Genomic DNA, 17,382 nt, shown 5'->3' on the forward strand with positions numbered 1-17,382 from the left:
GGCACCACGAGCATGGAGCAGTACGAGCCCGACCGCCTCTCCCCGGCCCAAGTGGCCGCCATGCGGCGCAGTTTCAGGAATGGCAGGGCCGCGCTCAGCCGCCGCTCGCTGCTGCGCGCCTCCGCGGGCGGCGCGCTCGCCGTCGGCGGGCTCGGCGCGCTGAGCGGCTGCGGGATCCCGGCCGCGGGCAAGACCCAGGGCGGCGTGTCCGCCGAGGACCACTCGGCCAAGGAGAAGACGATCAACTTCTCCAACTGGACCGAGTACATGGACGTCGACGACAGCGGGAAGCACCACCCGACGCTCGACGCGTTCACCAAGCGCACCGGCATCTCGGTCAAGTACACCGAGGACATCAACGACAACGTCGAGTTCTTCGGCAAGATCAAGCCGCAGCTCGCCGCGGGCCAGGACACCGGGCGCGACCTGATCGTGGTCACCGACTGGCTGGCCGCCCGGCTGATCCGCTTCGGCTGGGTGCAGAAGCTGAACGCCTCCAACCTGCCGCACGCGTACGCCAACCTGTCCGCCCAGTTCCGCAGCCCCGACTGGGACCCGGGACGCGCCTACTCCTACCCCTGGCAGGGCATTTCGACCGTCATCGCATACAACAAGAAGGCGTTGAACGGCATCGAGGTGAAGTCGGTCTCCGACCTGCTCGACAACCCCAAGCTCAAGGGGCGCGTCGGCTTCCTCTCGGAGATGCGCGACAGCATGGGCATGACGCTGCTCGACATGGGCAAGGACCCCGCGAAGTTCACCGACGACGACTTCGACGCGGCGATCGCCCGACTCCAGAAGGCCGTCGACAAGGGCCAGATACGCCGCTTCACCGGCAACGACTACACGTCCGACCTCACCAAGGGCGACCTCGCGGCCTGTGTCGCCTGGGCGGGCGACGTCGTCCAGCTCAAGGCGGACAGCCCGGACGTGGACTTCATCATCCCGGACAGCGGCTATCTGACGTCCACGGACAACATGCTGATCCCCAACAAGGCCCGTCACAAGACGAACGCCGAACGGCTCATGGACTACTACTACGAGCCCGGTCCGGCCGCACAGCTCGCCGCGTACATCAACTACGTCTGTCCCGTCGACGGGGTCAAGGACGAGCTTGCGAAGATCGACAAGGCGGCGGCGGACAACCCGCTGATCATCCCCGACAAGGCCATGGCCGCGAAGTCCCACGCCTTCCGCTCCCTGACGCAGAAGGAAGAGACGGCCTACGAAGAGAAGTTCGCCAAGCTCACCGGGGCGTGACGCCTCCGGCGGCTGAGCGGTGGCGGTGGTCCGGCCGGGCCGCCCGGGCGGTTGCCCGGGGCCCGAGGAGACCCGCGCCGGCTCCGCCGCGCGGCCCCGACCGGCGCAGCGACCGCAGTCCGCCCCGGACACCCCTACGACCCCGACATCCAGGGACCACACCATGACGACAGACAACGGCGGCGACGTCCGCCTCTCCGGGATCAGCAAGACGTACGGCTCCTTCACGGCCGTCCACCCGCTCGACCTGACCGTCCCCGAAGGCTCCTTCTTCGCCCTTCTCGGGGCGTCGGGCTGCGGCAAGACCACCACCCTGCGGATGATCGCGGGTCTGGAGGAACCTTCCTCCGGCACCGTCTTCCTCGGCGACCAGGAAGTGACCCACCTGCCCCCGTACAAGCGGCCGGTGAACACCGTCTTCCAGTCCTACGCCCTCTTCCCGCACCTCGACATCTTCGAGAACGTCGCCTTCGGTCTGCGCCGGCGCGGCATCAAGTCGGTGAAGAAGCAGGTCGAGGACATGCTGGAGCTCGTCCAGCTCGGTGAGCAGGCCCGCAAGAAGCCGCACCAGCTCTCCGGCGGTCAGCAGCAGCGCGTCGCCGTGGCCCGCGCCCTGATCAACCACCCCAAGGTGCTGCTCCTCGACGAGCCGCTCGGCGCCCTCGACCTCAAGCTGCGCCGCCAGATGCAGCTGGAGCTCAAGCGCATCCAGACCGAGGTCGGCATCACCTTCGTGCACGTCACGCACGACCAGGAGGAGGCCATGACGATGGCCGACACGGTCGCCGTGATGAACGCGGGCCGCGTCGAGCAACTCGGCGCCCCCGCCGACCTCTACGAGAACCCGCAGACCACGTTCGTCGCCAACTTCCTCGGCACCTCGAACCTCATCGAGGCCGCCGTCGACGGCAAGGACGGCGACGACATCGTCCTGGCGGCGGGCGGCGGCAGGCTGGTGCTGCCGCAGGCGCGATGTTCGGCGCCCACGACGACCGGCGGCAAGGTCCTGGTCGGAGTCCGCCCCGAGAAGATATCGCTCACGCACGTCGACGACGCGGACGAGATACCCGACGGGCGCAACCGGATCACCGGCAGGATCGCCGACTCCAGCTTCATCGGCGTCTCCACGCAGTACGTCATCGACAGCGCCGTCTGCCCCGAGTTCGAGGTCTACTCCCAGAACATCGACCGCGACGCCCGGCTCACCCCTGGCGCCGAGGTGGTCCTGCACTGGAGCCCGGCGCACACCTTCGGCCTCGACGCGGCGCAGGACATCGACGCCGGCGTGGAAACGGTCGAGGAGGAAGCCGCCTGATGGCCAGCGTCACCGAGGCGCCACTCCTCGCGCCGCAGCCCGACAAGAAGCCGCCCCGCAAGCGCGGCCGCCTCGTCCCGTACTGGCTGCTCCTGCCCGGCATCCTCTGGCTGCTGATCTTCTTCGCGCTGCCGATGGTCTACCAGGTCTCCACGTCCGTGCAGACGGGCTCCCTGGAGGAGGGCTTCAAGGTCACCTGGCACTTCCAGACGTACTGGAACGCGCTGGCCGACTACTGGCCCCAGTTCCTGCGCTCGGTGCTGTACGCGGGCGCCGCGACGATCCTGTGCCTGGTGCTCGGCTACCCGCTGGCGTATCTGATCGCCTTCCGCGCGGGCCGCTGGCGCAATGTCGTGCTGATCCTGGTCATCGCGCCGTTCTTCACGAGCTTCCTGATCCGCACGCTCGCCTGGAAGACGATCCTCGCGGACGGCGGCCCGGTCGTCGGCGCCCTCAACACCCTGCACGTCCTGGACGTCACCAACTGGCTCGGCTTCACCTCCGGCGACCGCGTCCTGGCCACACCACTGGCGGTGGTCTGCGGCCTCACGTACAACTTCCTGCCCTTCATGATCCTGCCGCTCTACACCTCGCTGGAGCGCATCGACGGACGCCTCCACGAGGCGGCGGGCGACCTGTACGCGAAGCCGTTCACGACCTTCCGCAAGGTCACCTTCCCGCTGTCGATGCCCGGCGTGGTCTCCGGCACGCTGCTGACCTTCATCCCGGCCAGCGGTGACTACGTGAACGCCGACCTGCTCGGCTCCACGGACACCCGGATGGTCGGCAACGTCATCCAGACGCAGTTCCTGCGGATCCTCGACTATCCGACGGCCGCCGCGCTCTCGTTCATCCTCATGGCCGCGATCCTCATCATGGTCACCCTCTACATCCGCAAGTCCGGGACGGAGGATCTGGTCTAAATGGCCTTCGTACGCTGGTTCAAGCGGAATCTCGTCGTCATCGGGGGACTGCTGACGCTGGGATATCTGCTGCTGCCCAATGTCATCGTCACGGTGTTCTCCTTCAACAAACCGAAGGGGCGCTTCAACTACGAGTGGCAGCAGTTCTCCCTCGACGCCTGGCGCGATCCGTGCGGGGTCGCCGACATGTGCGGCTCGCTCTCGATCAGCCTCCAGATCGCCGTCTGGGCGACGATCGGGGCCACGATCCTCGGCACGATGATCGCCTTCGCCCTCGTCCGCTACCGCTTCCGGGCGCGCGGCGCGGTGAACTCGCTGATCTTCCTGCCGATGGCGATGCCCGAGGTCGTCATGGCCGCCTCGCTGCTCACCCTGTTCCTCAACCTGGGTGCTCAGTTGGGTTTCTGGACGATCCTGATCGCCCACATCATGTTCTGCCTCAGCTTCGTCGTGACGGCCGTCAAGGCGCGGGTGATGTCGATGGACCCGCGCCTGGAGCAGGCGGCTCAGGACCTCTACGCCGGTCCGGTGCAGACGTTCCTGCGCGTCACGCTGCCCATCGCGGCCCCCGGTATCGCGGCGGGCGCGCTGCTCGCCTTCGCGCTCTCCTTCGACGACTTCATCATCACCAACTTCAACGCGGGTTCGACCGTCACCTTCCCCATGTTCGTGTGGGGTTCGGCGCAGCGCGGAACGCCCGTTCAGATCAATGTCATCGGTACGGCCATGTTCATCGTCGCCGTACTGTTCGTCCTGGCCGGAATGGTCGTCAGCAACCGCCGCAACAAGCAAAAGGCATAGTAAAAGGCCTCGCGGAAGGCATATCCCACAGAGAAATTTCGGTGGGTAATTCAGCTGTAGGGAGTTGAAATCATGGCCCCAAGCGCCATGACCCGTTGGACCACGTCTCTTTCCGAAGCCCAGCCGGTTCCGTACTGGCTGGACGACCCCGGCAAGCCCCACCCCGAGCCCGCCCTCACCGGCGCCGAGACCTGCGACCTGCTCGTCGTCGGCGGTGGCTACAGCGGACTGTGGACCGCGCTGATCGCCAAGGAGCGCGATCCGCAGCGTGAGGTGGTGCTCCTGGAGGGCCGCGAGGTGGGCTGGGCCGCCTCGGGCCGCAACGGCGGCTTCTGCGCCGCGTCCCTGACCCACGGCCTGGCCAACGGACTCACCCGCTGGCCGGACGAGATCGGGAAGCTGGAGGAGCTGGGCGCCCGCAACCTCGACGAGATCGAGGCGGCCGTCGCCCGCTACTCCCTCGACTGCGACTTCGAGCGCTCCGGCGAGATCGACGTCGCCACCGAGCCGCACCAGGCGGCCGAACTCCGCGAGTGGCACGAGGAACTGCGGGAGCGGGGCCTGGCGGACGGCATCGAGTTCCTGGACGCCGACGCGGTCCGCGAAGAGGTCGACTCGCCGACCTTCCTCGCGGGCCTGCACGACCGGCGCGGCGTCGCCATGCTCCACCCCGCCAAGCTCGCCTGGGGACTCAAGCGGGCCTGCCTGCGGCTCGGGGTGCGGGTGTACGAACACACGCCCGCGCTCGCCCTGAAGGCGTACGGCGCCGGCATGGCCGTACGCACTCCGTACGGTTCCGTCCGCGCCCGCAAGGTGGCGCTCGCCACCAACATCTTCCCGAACCTGGTCAAGCGGGTGCGCGCGTACACCGTCCCGGTCTACGACTACGCGCTGATGACCGAACCCCTGACCGCCGATCAGCTGGCGTCCGTCGGCTGGAAGAACCGGCAGGGCCTCGGGGACTCGGCGAACCAGTTCCACTACTTCCGGCTCTCCGCCGACAACCGCGTCCTGTGGGGCGGTTACGACGCGATCTACCCGTACGGCGGCCGGGTGCGCGCCGAGTACGACGACCGCCCGGAGACGTACGCGAAGCTCGCCGGGCACTTCTTCACCTGCTTCCCGCAGCTGGAGGGCGTCCGCTTCACCCACGCCTGGGGCGGCGCGATCGACACCTGCTCGCGCTTCTCGGCCTTCTTCGGCACGGCGCACCACGGAAAGGTCGCGTACGCGGCCGGGTACACGGGCCTGGGTGTGGGCGCGACCCGGTTCGGCGCGGACGTGATGCTCGACCTGCTGGCGGGGGAGCGCACCGAGCGCACGGAGCTGGAGATGGTCCGCAAGAAGCCCCTGCCGTTCCCGCCCGAGCCCTTCGCCTGGACCGGCATCGCGCTCACCAAATGGTCGCTGGCGCGGGCGGACGCGCACGGCGGGCGGCGCAATCTCTGGCTGAAGACGATGGACAAGCTGGGGCTGGGCTTCGACAGCTGAGCCGCACCGGCGGGGCGTGCGCCGCCGTGGCTGATCCATCGGCGTACGCCCCGCTCATCCACTGTGATCCGGCTCACCACCGACAAGGGGCGGAACCCGCGTAATGCCCGGCCCGAACCCCCCTCCCCTCTGTGACGCGACCAGCGTCGACGCGAGGGGAAAAGGGGGGTCCGCCATGACAGGGGACAAGACGGCGGTCGAGTGGCTGGCATCCGTGGCGCCGGATCCCGAGGCCTGCCGCGGGGAATGGGAGCGCAATCCGCTGGGGGTCGCACTGCTGCCTGCCGGCAGGCTCTGGGACGTACTGATCCTGCCGGGCGAGCTCGGCTATCCCACGCTCGACGTGCTGACCCGCGTGATCGACCGACTCGGCCCGGTGCTCGTCGACTTCGGCGACGCCCGGATGGGTTTCTTCGTGCCGCCCGGCACCGCGGCGCGCTGGCTCGGCACGGGGGTGCGCACGGCGGGGCGCGGTACGTGGATCGTGGTGCCGTACCCGAGACGGACCGCGGGCGGGGTCCGCTGGCTGATCCCGCCGGACGGCACCGGCACGCTCACCGATCCAGCGCTGCTGGAACTGGCCATGCACGAGGCGGTGGCGGGCATCGCCGGATACGAGGGTCGATAGTCGCCACGGGGACGGACCCCGGTATCGGACCCCGGTATCGGACCCCGGTCACGGCCAAAGGTCTTGACAACAGGATTGGTCTGGACCAAGTTGGGCGCGCTCCACCCTCCTGAATCCCCCCATGCCCGGAGGCAGTTGTGGATCGCACCGAACGCACCAGACCGTCCACGGGTCGAAGGCTGCTCGCCGTGTGCACGGCCACCGTTCTGGCCGTACCCGGCCTCGCCGCACTCTCGTCGGCCGCCCGTGCGGCCGACGCGGACCTGGTCAGGAACGGCGGATTCGAGGCGGGCCTCGACGGCTGGACCTGTACGGCCGGCGCCGTCGTCAACTCACCGGTACGCAGTGGTAGTTCGGCGTTGCGGGCGACCCCGGCCGGCAGTGACTACGCGCAGTGCTCCCAGACGGTGACCGTCAAACCCGACTCCCAATACACCCTCGCCGGATACGTCCGGGGCAGCTATGTCTACCTCGGCGCGAGCGGCACCGGCACCACCGACGTCTCCACCTGGACCCAGTCCGCCTCCGACTGGCAGCAGCTCACCACCACTTTCCGCACCGGCCCGTCCACCACCAAGGTCACCCTCTACACCCACGGCTGGTACGGCACCGGCGCGTACTACGCCGACGACGTCTCCCTGGTCGGCCCCGGCGCCGACCAGGGACAGCCCCCGGCCGCGCCCACCGGCCTGGCCGCCGGCACGGTCACGTCCTCGACCGTCGCCCTGTCCTGGTCACCGGTCACCGGCGCGACGGGCTACGCCGTCTACCGCGACGGGGTGAAGGTCCAGACGGCCACCGGCATCTCGACCACCGTGAGCGGCCTCGCGCCCTCGACGGCGTACGCCTTCCAGGTCGCGGCGGTGAACGACGCGGGGGAGTCGGCGAAGTCGGCGACGGTCACGGCGACGACGTCCACGGGCTCGGGAGGCTCCACCGGGCACGCCCTCGTCGGATACCTCCACGCGAGCTTCGCCAACGGCTCCGGCTACACCCGCATGTCCGACGTCCCCGACAGCTGGGACATCATCGACCTGGCCTTCGGTGAGCCGACCTCCACCACCTCCGGCGACATCCGTTTCACCCGCTGCCCCGTCACCGAGTGCCCGACGGTCGAGAGCGACGCCGACTTCAAGGCCGCGATCAAGGCCAAGCAGGCTGCGGGCAAGAAGGTGCTGATCTCGATCGGTGGCCAGAACGGCCAGGTGCAGCTGACGACGACGGGCGCCCGCGACACCTTCGTGTCCTCCGTCTCGAAGATCATCGACACCTACGGCCTGGACGGCCTGGACATCGACTTCGAGGGCCACTCGCTCTCGCTCGACGCCGCCGACACGAACTTCAAGAGCCCGACCACGCCGGTGATCGTGAACCTGATCTCGGCCCTGAAGACCCTGAAGGCCAAGTACGGCTCCACGTTCGTCCTGACGATGGCCCCGGAGACCTTCTTCGTCCAACTCGGCTACCAGTACTACGGCACGGGCAAGTGGGGCGGCCAGGACCCGCGGGCCGGCGCCTATCTCCCCGTCATCTACGCCCTGCGCGACGACCTGACCCTGCTGCACGTCCAGGACTACAACTCCGGCTCGATCATGGGCCTCGACAACCAGTACCACTCCATGGGCGGCGCGGACTTCCACATCGCGATGACCGACATGCTGCTGACCGGCTTCCCGGTCGCGGGCGACGCGAACAACGTCTTCCCGCCGCTGCGCCCCGACCAGGTGGCGATCGGCATGCCGGCGTCGACGAACGCGGGCAACGGCTACGTGGCGCCGTCCGAGGTCACCAAGACCCTGGACTGCCTGACCAGGAAGACCAACTGCGGCTCGTACACGACCCACGGCACCTGGCCGGGGCTGCGCGGCCTGATGACGTGGTCGATCAACTGGGACCGCTACGGGAGTTGGGAGTTCCAGCGGACCTTCGACGGCTATTTCGGCTGACGGCTGTTCCGGCCGAGGAGGAGCCGGAGCGAGAGCAGCAGCACCGCGCCGAGGCACCAACTGGCCGCCACGTCCAGCGGCCAGTGGTAGCCCCGCCGGATCAGGCCGAAGGCGACACCCAGGTTGAGGGTGAGACAGCCGACGAGCAGGGCGCGGCGGGCCCCGGTGGCCCGCAGCCACGGAATCAGCACCAGGGCCGCACCGCCGTACGCGATGACGGCGGTGGCGGTGTGGCCCGAGGGATAGAAGCCCGTACCCGGGCCCATCACCGGTGGGGCCGGCCGGGCTACCAGGTCTTTCAAAGGCACGATCAATGCCGGTACGACCGCCATCAAGGTCGCCGTCGCGAGGGGCGGAAGCCACCAGCGCGCCCGCCCGGCCGCGCGGGCCCGCCACGCCACGTACCCGAGCACGACGGCCAGGACCGGCACCGCGACGGCGACATCGCCCAGGTCGGCCAGCAGTTCGGAGACGCGGTCGGGGTGGACGAGACGGGCACTGAGGCGTTCGTCCGCGCGGGCGAGGGGGCCGTGGGCCGCGACCTGCCAGGTGATCAGCGCGAGGAGGAGGGCCGGAAGGCCGAGGAAGCCGAGAGGTCCGAAGAGGCCGCGACGTCCCAGGAGGAAGGTCGGCCGCCCCGGAACAGGGGGGGTAGTTCCGAGGCGGCCGTCCAGATCGGGTCGTCGCGCGCCCCGGGGGGTTTGGGGCGAGCGACTGTCCGATCGGTGAGGAGATCCGGAGCCGGAAGCTCCGGGTGTGTGCGCGAGGGCACGACCAGGGCGAAGCTGGGGAGGCCTCGACCCGGTGTCACCCACAGTCCCCTGTGGGCGGGGTGTATCTCTCATCTGGGTAGAACCTACGGCAGGGGATCCGGCTCCGACAGACGGAATCGCGTCCCGTCATGCACCTCGCACACGTTCTTCACACGCTCTGACCCCGGTCGCCGCAGCCCCGGAACCAAGCGGAATCCGCTCGGGGCGGCCGTCCTGGGTCCGGGGCTGGGGCGGGTGGGGCGTCAGATACGGGCGAAGGCCTGCTCGATGATGTCGAGGCCCTCGTTCAGCAGGTCCTCGCCGATGACCAGCGGCGGCAGGAAGCGGAGGACGTTGCCGTAAGTGCCACAGGTCAGGACCAGCAGGCCCTCCTGGTGGCAGGCCTTGGCCAGCGCGGCGGTCGCCTCGGGGTTCGGCTCCTTGGTGGCGCGGTCCTTGACCAGCTCGATGGCGATCATGGCGCCACGGCCACGGACGTCGCCGATGACGTCGAACTTCTCGGCCATCGCGCCGAGGCGCGTCTTCATGATCGCCTCGATGTTCTTGGCCTTGGCGTTGAGGTCGAGCTCCTTCATCGTCTCGATCGCGCCGAGCGCGCCCGCGCAGGCCACCGGGTTGCCGCCGTAGGTGCCGCCCAGGCCGCCCGCGTGCGCGGCGTCCATGATCTCGGCGCGGCCGGTCACGGCGGCGAGCGGCAGACCGCCCGCGATGCCCTTGGCGGTGGTGATCAGGTCCGGGACGATGCCCTCGTCCTCGCACGCGAACCACTGGCCGGTGCGGCAGAAGCCCGACTGGATCTCGTCCGCGACGAAGACGATGCCGTTGTCCTTGGCGAACTTGCTGATGGCGGGCAGGAAGCCCTTCGCGGGCTCGATGAAGCCGCCCTCGCCGAGCACCGGCTCGATGATGATCGCGGCGACGTTGTCGGCGCCGATCTGCTTGTTGATCATGTCGATCGCCTGGGCGGAAGCCTCGACGCCGGCGTTCTCCGGGCCGGTCAGCCAGCGGTAGCCGTACGCCACCGGCACTCGGTAGACCTCGGGCGCGAACGGGCCGAAGCCGTGCTTGTACGGCATGTTCTTGGCGGTCAGCGCCATCGTGAGGTTCGTACGGCCGTGGTAGCCGTGGTCGAAGACGACGACGGCCTGGCGCTTGGTGTACGCACGGGCGATCTTGACGGCGTTCTCGACGGCCTCGGCGCCCGAGTTGAACAGGGCCGACTTCTTGGCGTGGTCACCCGGGGTCAGCTCGGCCAGCGCCTCGGCGACGGCGACGTAGCCCTCGTACGGCGTGACCATGAAACAGGTGTGGGTGAAGTCCTGGAGCTGCGCGGAGGCGCGGCGTACGACGGCCTCGGCGCTCGCGCCGACGGAGGTCACGGCGATGCCGGAGCCGAAGTCGATCAGACGGTTGCCGTCGACGTCCTCGATGATGCCGCCGCCGGCGCGCGTGGTGAAGACAGGGAGCACCGAACCCACACCGGCCGCGACCGCGGCGATGCGTCGGGCCTGCAGTTCCTGCGACTTCGGGCCGGGGATGGCGGTGACGACGCGGCGCTCCTGCGGAAGTGCGGTCATGAGGGGCTCCCTGATGATCTTGCGAACCGGACGGTCCCCGCGGCGGACGGGGTGTGCCGGGCGGGGTGTTTTCGGACTCTTGACTTCTTTCTTCGCAGGCTAGGGCCGGGAACGGAGGGTCGGCATGCTCCATGTGGGCGTTGTCGGAGGAATCCGTTGTCCGCGGTGGACATAGAGGGGCGAGGGACCGATGGTCCCGGTCCCGCTCCGGTTCGTCGCCGGTCCGCCGCCGCTCCGCCCGGGCAAGGCGTGGACCCGGCCGCGTAAACGGTGAACTCCCCCCGCAGGGGCACTAGATTGACTCGCGGACGAAGCACGGAGCGGCTGGTCAGGGGGCAGGGCGATGGACAGCGACGGGACGCAGGACGCGCGGGCTGGGCATACCGGTGCCGTGCCGGGACCCGCCGTGCCGCCGCCACCCGGTAGGGCAGCCGCGTCTCCGCCACCCGGGGTACCCCCGGTGCCGAGGGGGACACCGCCGCGACCCGCGGGTCTGCCGTCCGTGCCGGAGCAGTCCCCGGCCCCCCGGCCCACCGTCGCCGACTGGCTCGACAAGCCGCGTCCTGCCGCCGGACCCGGGATCTGGCGGTACGGATACCGGGTGCGGCGCCCGTCGAAGGGGCGGGAGCGGCTCTCGCCGGTCACGATCGTCGGGCTCGCCGTCCCGCTCGTGGTGGCACTCGTCGTCTGGTCGCTGTGGCGCCACGGCAGCGTCCCCTACATGTGGGTCGTGCTGAAGGTGTTCACACCGGACGACTGGTGGTGGAGCGGCACCACCTCGCCCAAGGCGTGGCAGGGAGTGGAGGCCATCGAGGTCTACAACGGGGTCTTCTTCGGCGTGCTGGTGTACACCATGGGCCGGCTGGGGAGCTGGCCCGAGGTCGTCCGCCACTACGTCACCGCCCGGCCCCAGCCCCTGCGCGCCGCCCTCGCCGCGCTGGGCGCACTGATCGCCCTGACGTTCGTCTTCCCGAACGCCTTCCCCGGGGTCGGCTGGGACGCCCTGCCGGTCGTCGCCCCGTTGTTCTCCCTCGTCGCCCTGGTCTCCGGCGGCTACGACCTGTTCCAGTCGCAGCTGATCACCGACGGGCTCTACACGCTGATCACCCTGCTCGTCCTGTGGCCGTTCGCCCGGATCGGCGCATGGCGCGGATACGCCAGGGAGTGGCTCGCCGCCCGAGCCGCGCACAACGAGGCACAGGAGGCGGGCACCGCCAAGTTCGCGCCGGACCTGCCCGCCGCCCAGTGGCCCGAACTCCGTGACGCCGGACAGCACGAGGCGGCGGACCTGCTCACCGCCGAAGTGCTCGGCGGCCGGATGAACGACGTGGACTGCGCCCGGGTGCGGCGCGCGTGGACCACGGCGAAGTGGGACGCCACGCGCCTGGCCGCCTTCGTCGACACCGTGCTGCGACGGGGCGGGGCGGCCTGGACGCACCCCTCCGGGGCCCGGGACCTGCCCGCGCGCACCGCGGCGCACGACGTGCTCGTGGGACAGGTGCGCATCGGACGGTGGACGACCGGGGACCGTACCCCGGAGGCCTACGACGGCGGAGGCGCGGCCCTCGACCCGGAGGCCCTGGGCACCTCCCTGCTCGCCGTCGGGCCCTCCGGCTCCGGGAAGACCCGGCACCTGGTCGCACCCGTCGTCGAGTCGCTCGCCCTGCAGGCGCTCACCGGGCGGTGCGCCGTCGTCGCGGTCGCCGCCGCCGGGACGCCGCTCGGCCCGGACTCGGCCTTCGACGTCGTGGTGAAGATCGGCGACCCCGCCTCCGTCCACGACCTCGATCTGTACGCGGACTCCGACGACCCCGACGAAGCGGCCTCCTTCCTCGCCGAAGGGCTGGCCGGGGACCTCGACGCGGTGGCCGGCCAGCGGGCCACCACCGCGCTCGCCCAACTCCTCGGCCCCTACCGGGCGGTGCACGGCACGTTCCCGCCCATGCGCGTCCTGCGGGAACTCCTGGAAGGCGTGCCGGAGGCCCTGACCGCCCTGCACGAAGCCCTCTTCGGGCCGCAGCACGCGGGGATGCGCCGCGAACTGGAAGCCCGTATGCGGCAGGTCGGCAGCCCGGCCGACGCGGGCCCGGCGCTCGCCGACCGGCTGGCGCTCCTGGACCGTCCTGCCTTCGCCGACTTCTTCGGCGCGGGCGGCACCACCCGCGCCTTCTCGCTGCGTGCCGTGGCCCACCACCCGCTGCGGGTGCGGATCGACCTGCCCGAGCACGGTCACGAGGAGGCCGCCCGGCTGCTCGCCCGGCTCGTACTGGCCCAGTTCACCGCCGTCGTACGCGGCGGCGAGCGCCCGCACTTCGTCTGCCTGGTCCTCGACGACGCCACCGGAACGCTGACCCCCGATTCCGTACGCCGCATCCAGCGCCTGCGCTCCCAGAACGCGGGCGTGGTGCTCGCCCTGCGCACGATCGGCGACATCCCCGAGGCGCTGCACGGGCCGCTGTACGGGGCCGTGGGCTGCCGCATGGCGTTCTCCGGCGTCACGACCTGGGACGGCAGCCGCTTCGCCCACGCCTGGGGCACCGAGTGGGTCGAGACCCGTGACGTGGCCAAGCACACCGTCTTCGCGGACCAGCCGATGACCCGGGCCATTCACGCCCTGCGCAAGCTGGTCACCGGAAAGGCCGTCACCACGGACGCGGTGACCATAAGGAAGGTCGAGCGGGAGCGGTGGTCGGCGTCCGAGCTGGCGCACGAGGTGCCGCCCGGGCACGCGGTGCTGTCGCTCACCACGGTGGGGGGAGAGCACGCGCCGCCGTTGCTGGTGGATCTACGGAGCTAGGGCCTGTCGTTTGGATCAGGTCGTTTCAAGAGACGTCGCCTGATCAGTGCCGGTGAGCGGGGTCTGGTGCGTGCAGCTGCAAGGCGGAGGAGGGAGTCATGGCGGAGCCATGGCGACCGACGACAACGCCGCAGATGTGCGTGCCAGACCCCGCGGCCCAGGCCTGATCCAAACGACAGGCCCTAGGTCGACAGGGCTTAGGGCGTCTGGACACAAGGTCACCGGCTGACCTTACGGTGAGGCAGAATCGACATAGGTCGTTCATACGTTGCGGCCAAAAGATCACACTGCCCGTGACCGTCGAAGATCCTGTGAAGACCTGAAGGTCCCATGCGCCCCACGCTCGCCTCGATCGTCCACCACTCCGCGCTCAAACTGACCGTGCGGGCGGGCGAGGACCGTCTGGACGTTCCCGTCCGCTGGGCCCACGTCAGCGAGCTCGCCGACCCCGTGCCGTACATGGAGGGCGGGGAACTGCTGCTGATCACCGCGCTCCAGCTGGACGCGGAGGATCCGGACGTCATGCGGCGCTATGTGAAGCGGCTGGTGGGAGCCGGCGTCGTCGGGCTCGGCTTCGCCGTCGGGGTCAACTACGACGAGATCCCGAAGGCCCTGGTCGACGCGGCAGAGGAAGAGGGCCTGCCGCTCCTGGAGGTCCCCCGCCGCACCCCCTTCCTGGCCATCAGCAAGGCGGTGTCGGCCGCGATCGCCGCGGACCAGTACCGGGCCGTGACGGCGGGCTTCGCCGCGCAGCGCGAACTGACGAAGCAGGCTCTCAACGACGGCCCCGAGGGGCTGCTGTCCGCCCTCGCGGGACAGGTGGACGGCTGGGCGGCCCTGTACGACGCGTCCGGCGCCGTCGTCGCCACCGCGCCCGAGTGGGCCGGGCGGCGGGCCGCGCGCATCACTCCCGACGTGGAGCGGCTGCGCGAGCGCCCCGCGCCCGCCAGCTCCGTCGTCGGCGGCGAGGACCGCGTGGAACTCCACTCCCTCGGCACCGGCCGCCGCCCCCGCGCCGCGCTCGCCGTCGGAACGGCCGCCGCCCTCGGCACCGCCGAGCGCTACGCCGTGCACTCCGCGATCGCGCTGCTGACCCTCACCACCGAACGCTCACGGTCGCTGCACGCCGCCGAGCAGCGCATCGGGGCGGCGGTGCTGCGCATGCTGCTCGCCGGGCAGCCCGAGCACGCGCGCACCGTGGCCGGAGACCTCTACGGGGAACTGCTCGACGCGCCCTTCCGGCTGATCCTCGCCGAGTCGGCGTCCGCCTCGGCGGCGCGGGCGCACGCGGACGGGCACGCGCGCGTGGCCGCCGCGAAACCGTTTAAGGCCCCCGTCGTGGTGCCGGACCCGACGAACGGCGACCCGCTCGGCGGGCTCGCCGAGATCGTCGAGTCCGCCGCCGCCCGCTCCGGTGAGTCCGTGCTCGTCGTGCCCGACGGAGAGCGGCTGGTCGTGCTCGCCGTGGACGGAGGCGCGGCGGTGACGGCGTGCGGGGAGTACGCGGCCGCGCTGGACGCCGCGCGGATCGCCACCCGGGAGCAGCCCGTGGGTGACGAGGACGAACTGGTCGTCGGACTGTCGGCCCCCGCCGGGCCGATCGCCGCGGCCGCCGCCTACAAGCAGGCCGAGCAGGCGCTGTCCGTGGCCCGGCGGCGGGGGCGGTCGCTGGTCGAGCACGAGGAGCTGGCCGCGGGGTCGGTGCTGCCGTTGCTCGCCGATGACGCGGTGCGGGCGTTCGCGGACGGGTTGCTCCGCCCGCTGAACGAGCACGACGCCACCGGGCGGGGGGATCTGGTCGCCTCGCTGCGGGCGTGGCTGTCCCGGCACGGTCAGTGGGACGCCGCCGCCGCCGACCTGGGTGTGCACCGGCACACCCTGCGTTATCGGATGCGACGCGTCGAGGAGATCCTCGGACGCTCCCTCGACGACCCCGACGTCCGCATGGAACTGTGGCTGGCACTGAAGGCGACGGCGGCGGCGGGGGAGTAGGAACCCCGGGTGGGTTCCGCGTTCGCCGTCCGGCGGGGACTGCCGCCGACCTGGGGGCTCCGCCCCCAGACCCCCCGGGTGGGTTCGTTCTTCGTCCGCGGGCCGTCTGTGGCTGGTCGCGCAGTTCCCCGCGCCCCTGAGGCGGGGCTGCGCCCCGCATCCTCGCCCGCCCCGGTTTCAGGGGCGCGGGGAACTGCGCGTTCTTTTGGCGGGGGTCTGGGGGCGGAGCCCCCGGGGATGGGACGGGTAGGGGCGGCGGGGGCGAGGGAAACCGGCGGTCACCTCGATGGTGCCAAAGCGGAGTGCCACGCCCCGCCACTGCTACGCCCCGGACAAACGACCTCCCGCCACCCCGGCCCTACCGTGGACCACGAACGCCAAGGACACCTCAACCTCGGAAGGGCCGGGACTCGACATGACTTCCACCCACGCCTTCTGGCTCGCCGGCCGCCAGGCCACCGGTGAGACCACCTTCGATGTCACCTCTCCGTGGGACGGCCGGGTCGTCGGACAGGTCAGCATCCCGACCGAGGCACAGGTCGAGGAGGCCGTCGCCGCCGCACACGCCGTGCGCGACGAGTTCGCCGCCACCCCCGCCCACGTCCGCGCCGCCGCCCTCGACCACGTCAGCAAGCGCCTCGTCGAGCGCACCGAGGAGATCGCGCAGCTCATCTCCGCCGAGAACGGCAAGCCGATCAAGTGGGCCCGCGGCGAGGTCGGCCGCGCGGTGTCCGTCTTCCGGTTCGCCGCCGAGGAGGCCCGTCGCTTCAACGGCGGCGAGGCCCAGCGCCTCGACACCGACCTCGGCGGCCAGGGCCGCCTGGCCCTCACCCGCCGCTTCCCGAAGGGCGTCGTCCTCGGCATCGCGCCCTTCAACTTCCCCCTCAACCTGTGCGCCCACAAGATCGCCCCGGCCATCGCCGCCGGCGCGCCGATCATCCTGAAGCCGGCGCCCGCGACCCCGCTCTCCGGCCTGATCATCGGTGACCTGCTCGCCGAGACCGAGCTGCCGGCCGGCTCCTGGTCGATCCTCCCGGTCTCCAACGACCGTATGCCCGCCCTCGTCCAGGACGAGCGGCTCCCGGTCATCTCCTTCACGGGATCCGAGAAGGTCGGCTACGCGATCATGGACTCGGTGCCGCGCAAGCACTGCACCCTGGAGCTCGGCGGCAACGGCGCGGCCGTCGTCCTCGCCGACTGGGCGAGCGACGAGGACCTGGACTGGGCCGCGACCCGCATCGCGACCTTCTCGAACTACCAGGGCGGCCAGTCCTGCATCTCCGTGCAGCGCGTGATCGCCGACGCGTCGGTGTACGACCGGCTGCTGCCGCGCATCGTCGCCGCCGTCGAGGCCCAGGTCACCGGCGACCCGTCCGACGACAAGACGGATGTCGGCCCGCTGGTCAGCGAGGACGCCGCCCAGCGCGTGGAGTCCTGGGTCGACGAGGCCGTCCGGTCCGGCGCCACCCTCCTCACCGGTGGCAAGCGCGACGGTGCCTCCTACGCGCCGACCGTGCTCGCCGACGTACCGGCCGAGGCGACGATCTCCTGCGAGGAGGTCTTCGGACCGGTCCTCACCGTGCGCAAGGTGGACGGGGAGGCGGAGGCCTTCGCCGCCGTCAACGACTCCAAGTACGGCCTCCAGGCGGGCGTGTTCACGCACGACCTGCAGGTCGCCTTCCGCGCCCACCGCGCGCTGGAGGTCGGTGGCGTGGTCGTCGGCGACGTGCCGTCCTACCGTGCCGACCAGATGCCGTACGGCGGTGTGAAGCAGTCCGGTGTCGGCCGCGAGGGCGTCAAGTTCGCGATGGACGACTACACCTACGAGCGGGTCCTCGTCCTGACGGGCCTCGCGCTCTAAGGGCACAGCGCGCTCCGC

General features: G+C 70.7%; 12 protein-coding genes. 10 read left to right on the plus strand and 2 right to left on the minus strand.

Translation table 11 applies throughout. The features are described 5' to 3' along the window. Positions 1–12 precede the first annotated feature (12 nt). The 7 genes from OG798_RS37010 (at position 13) to OG798_RS37040 (ending at position 8,364) form a co-directional block, all read left to right on the plus strand. The gene (locus OG798_RS37010; protein ID WP_121414885.1) at positions 13–1,260 is read left to right on the plus strand and encodes a polyamine ABC transporter substrate-binding protein; all 1,248 of its coding nucleotides are present in this window, start codon (positions 13–15) and stop codon (positions 1,258–1,260) included. Between the two features lie 163 nt (positions 1,261–1,423). Then, positions 1,424–2,575 carry an ABC transporter ATP-binding protein gene (locus OG798_RS37015; RefSeq protein ID WP_095852330.1) on the plus strand — a complete coding sequence of 384 codons (1,152 nt, stop codon included), beginning with the start codon at positions 1,424–1,426 and terminating at the stop codon, positions 2,573–2,575. After that, entirely contained in the window at positions 2,575–3,498 is a 924-nt protein-coding gene (locus OG798_RS37020) for an ABC transporter permease (protein WP_095852329.1), read from the plus strand. Before OG798_RS37015 ends, OG798_RS37020 begins: the two co-directional genes overlap by 1 nt. After that, complete coding sequence (locus OG798_RS37025) at positions 3,499–4,299, plus strand: ABC transporter permease (protein WP_075031264.1); 801 nt, start codon at positions 3,499–3,501, stop codon at positions 4,297–4,299. It abuts the gene before it with no gap. 72 nt (positions 4,300–4,371) lie between these two features. Next, complete coding sequence (locus tag OG798_RS37030) at positions 4,372–5,790, plus strand: NAD(P)/FAD-dependent oxidoreductase (RefSeq protein ID WP_097224649.1); 1,419 nt, start codon at positions 4,372–4,374, stop codon at positions 5,788–5,790. Between the two features lie 175 nt (positions 5,791–5,965). Next, the gene (locus OG798_RS37035) at positions 5,966–6,418 is read left to right on the plus strand and encodes a hypothetical protein (RefSeq protein ID WP_121414884.1); all 453 of its coding nucleotides are present in this window, start codon (positions 5,966–5,968) and stop codon (positions 6,416–6,418) included. 137 nt (positions 6,419–6,555) lie between these two features. Continuing rightward, complete coding sequence (locus OG798_RS37040; protein WP_323138754.1) at positions 6,556–8,364, plus strand: chitinase; 1,809 nt, start codon at positions 6,556–6,558, stop codon at positions 8,362–8,364. Here OG798_RS37040 and OG798_RS37045 read toward each other — a convergent pair. Next, the gene (locus OG798_RS37045) at positions 8,352–9,179 is read right to left on the minus strand and encodes a phosphatase PAP2 family protein (protein ID WP_328758359.1); all 828 of its coding nucleotides are present in this window, start codon (positions 9,177–9,179) and stop codon (positions 8,352–8,354) included. The genes OG798_RS37040 and OG798_RS37045 overlap by 13 nt on opposite strands. A gap of 200 nt (positions 9,180–9,379) precedes the next feature. Further along, entirely contained in the window at positions 9,380–10,714 is a 1,335-nt protein-coding gene (gene gabT / locus OG798_RS37050; RefSeq protein ID WP_095852323.1) for a 4-aminobutyrate--2-oxoglutarate transaminase, read from the minus strand. A 343-nt stretch (positions 10,715–11,057) separates the two neighbouring features. Between gabT and OG798_RS37055 the strand changes: the two genes are divergently transcribed. The 3 genes from OG798_RS37055 (at position 11,058) to OG798_RS37065 (ending at position 17,364) form a co-directional block, all read left to right on the plus strand. Further along, on the plus strand, positions 11,058–13,511 hold the full coding sequence (locus OG798_RS37055) for an ATP/GTP-binding protein (protein WP_328758360.1): 2,454 nt from the start codon (positions 11,058–11,060) through the stop codon (positions 13,509–13,511). A gap of 330 nt (positions 13,512–13,841) precedes the next feature. Next, positions 13,842–15,503, plus strand: coding sequence for a PucR family transcriptional regulator (locus OG798_RS37060; RefSeq protein ID WP_328758361.1), 1,662 nt, complete (start codon positions 13,842–13,844; stop codon positions 15,501–15,503). Between the two features lie 415 nt (positions 15,504–15,918). After that, a complete protein-coding gene (locus tag OG798_RS37065; protein ID WP_121414880.1) occupies positions 15,919–17,364 on the plus strand; it encodes an aldehyde dehydrogenase family protein in 1,446 nt (481 codons plus the stop codon). Positions 17,365–17,382: the final 18 nt, after the last annotated feature.

Origin of the sequence: Streptomyces sp. NBC_00271 (genome assembly GCF_036178845.1) — a bacterium.
GTDB lineage: Bacteria > Actinomycetota > Actinomycetes > Streptomycetales > Streptomycetaceae > Streptomyces.

Excerpts from the sequence above, each read along its gene's own strand:
- OG798_RS37030 (WP_097224649.1), top strand. The coding sequence starts at position 4,372 with ATGGCCCCAAGCGCCATGACCCGTTGGACCACGTCTCTTTCCGAAGCC.
- OG798_RS37035 (WP_121414884.1), top strand. The coding sequence starts at position 5,966 with ATGACAGGGGACAAGACGGCGGTCGAGTGGCTGGCATCCGTGGCGCCG.
- gabT (WP_095852323.1), bottom strand. The coding sequence starts at position 10,714 with ATGACCGCACTTCCGCAGGAGCGCCGCGTCGTCACCGCCATCCCCGGC.
- OG798_RS37020 (WP_095852329.1), top strand. The coding sequence starts at position 2,575 with ATGGCCAGCGTCACCGAGGCGCCACTCCTCGCGCCGCAGCCCGACAAG.
- OG798_RS37065 (WP_121414880.1), top strand. The coding sequence starts at position 15,919 with ATGACTTCCACCCACGCCTTCTGGCTCGCCGGCCGCCAGGCCACCGGT.
- OG798_RS37025 (WP_075031264.1), top strand. The coding sequence starts at position 3,499 with ATGGCCTTCGTACGCTGGTTCAAGCGGAATCTCGTCGTCATCGGGGGA.
- OG798_RS37060 (WP_328758361.1), top strand. The coding sequence starts at position 13,842 with ATGCGCCCCACGCTCGCCTCGATCGTCCACCACTCCGCGCTCAAACTG.
- OG798_RS37055 (WP_328758360.1), top strand. The coding sequence starts at position 11,058 with ATGGACAGCGACGGGACGCAGGACGCGCGGGCTGGGCATACCGGTGCC.
- OG798_RS37015 (WP_095852330.1), top strand. The coding sequence starts at position 1,424 with ATGACGACAGACAACGGCGGCGACGTCCGCCTCTCCGGGATCAGCAAG.
- OG798_RS37010 (WP_121414885.1), top strand. The coding sequence starts at position 13 with ATGGAGCAGTACGAGCCCGACCGCCTCTCCCCGGCCCAAGTGGCCGCC.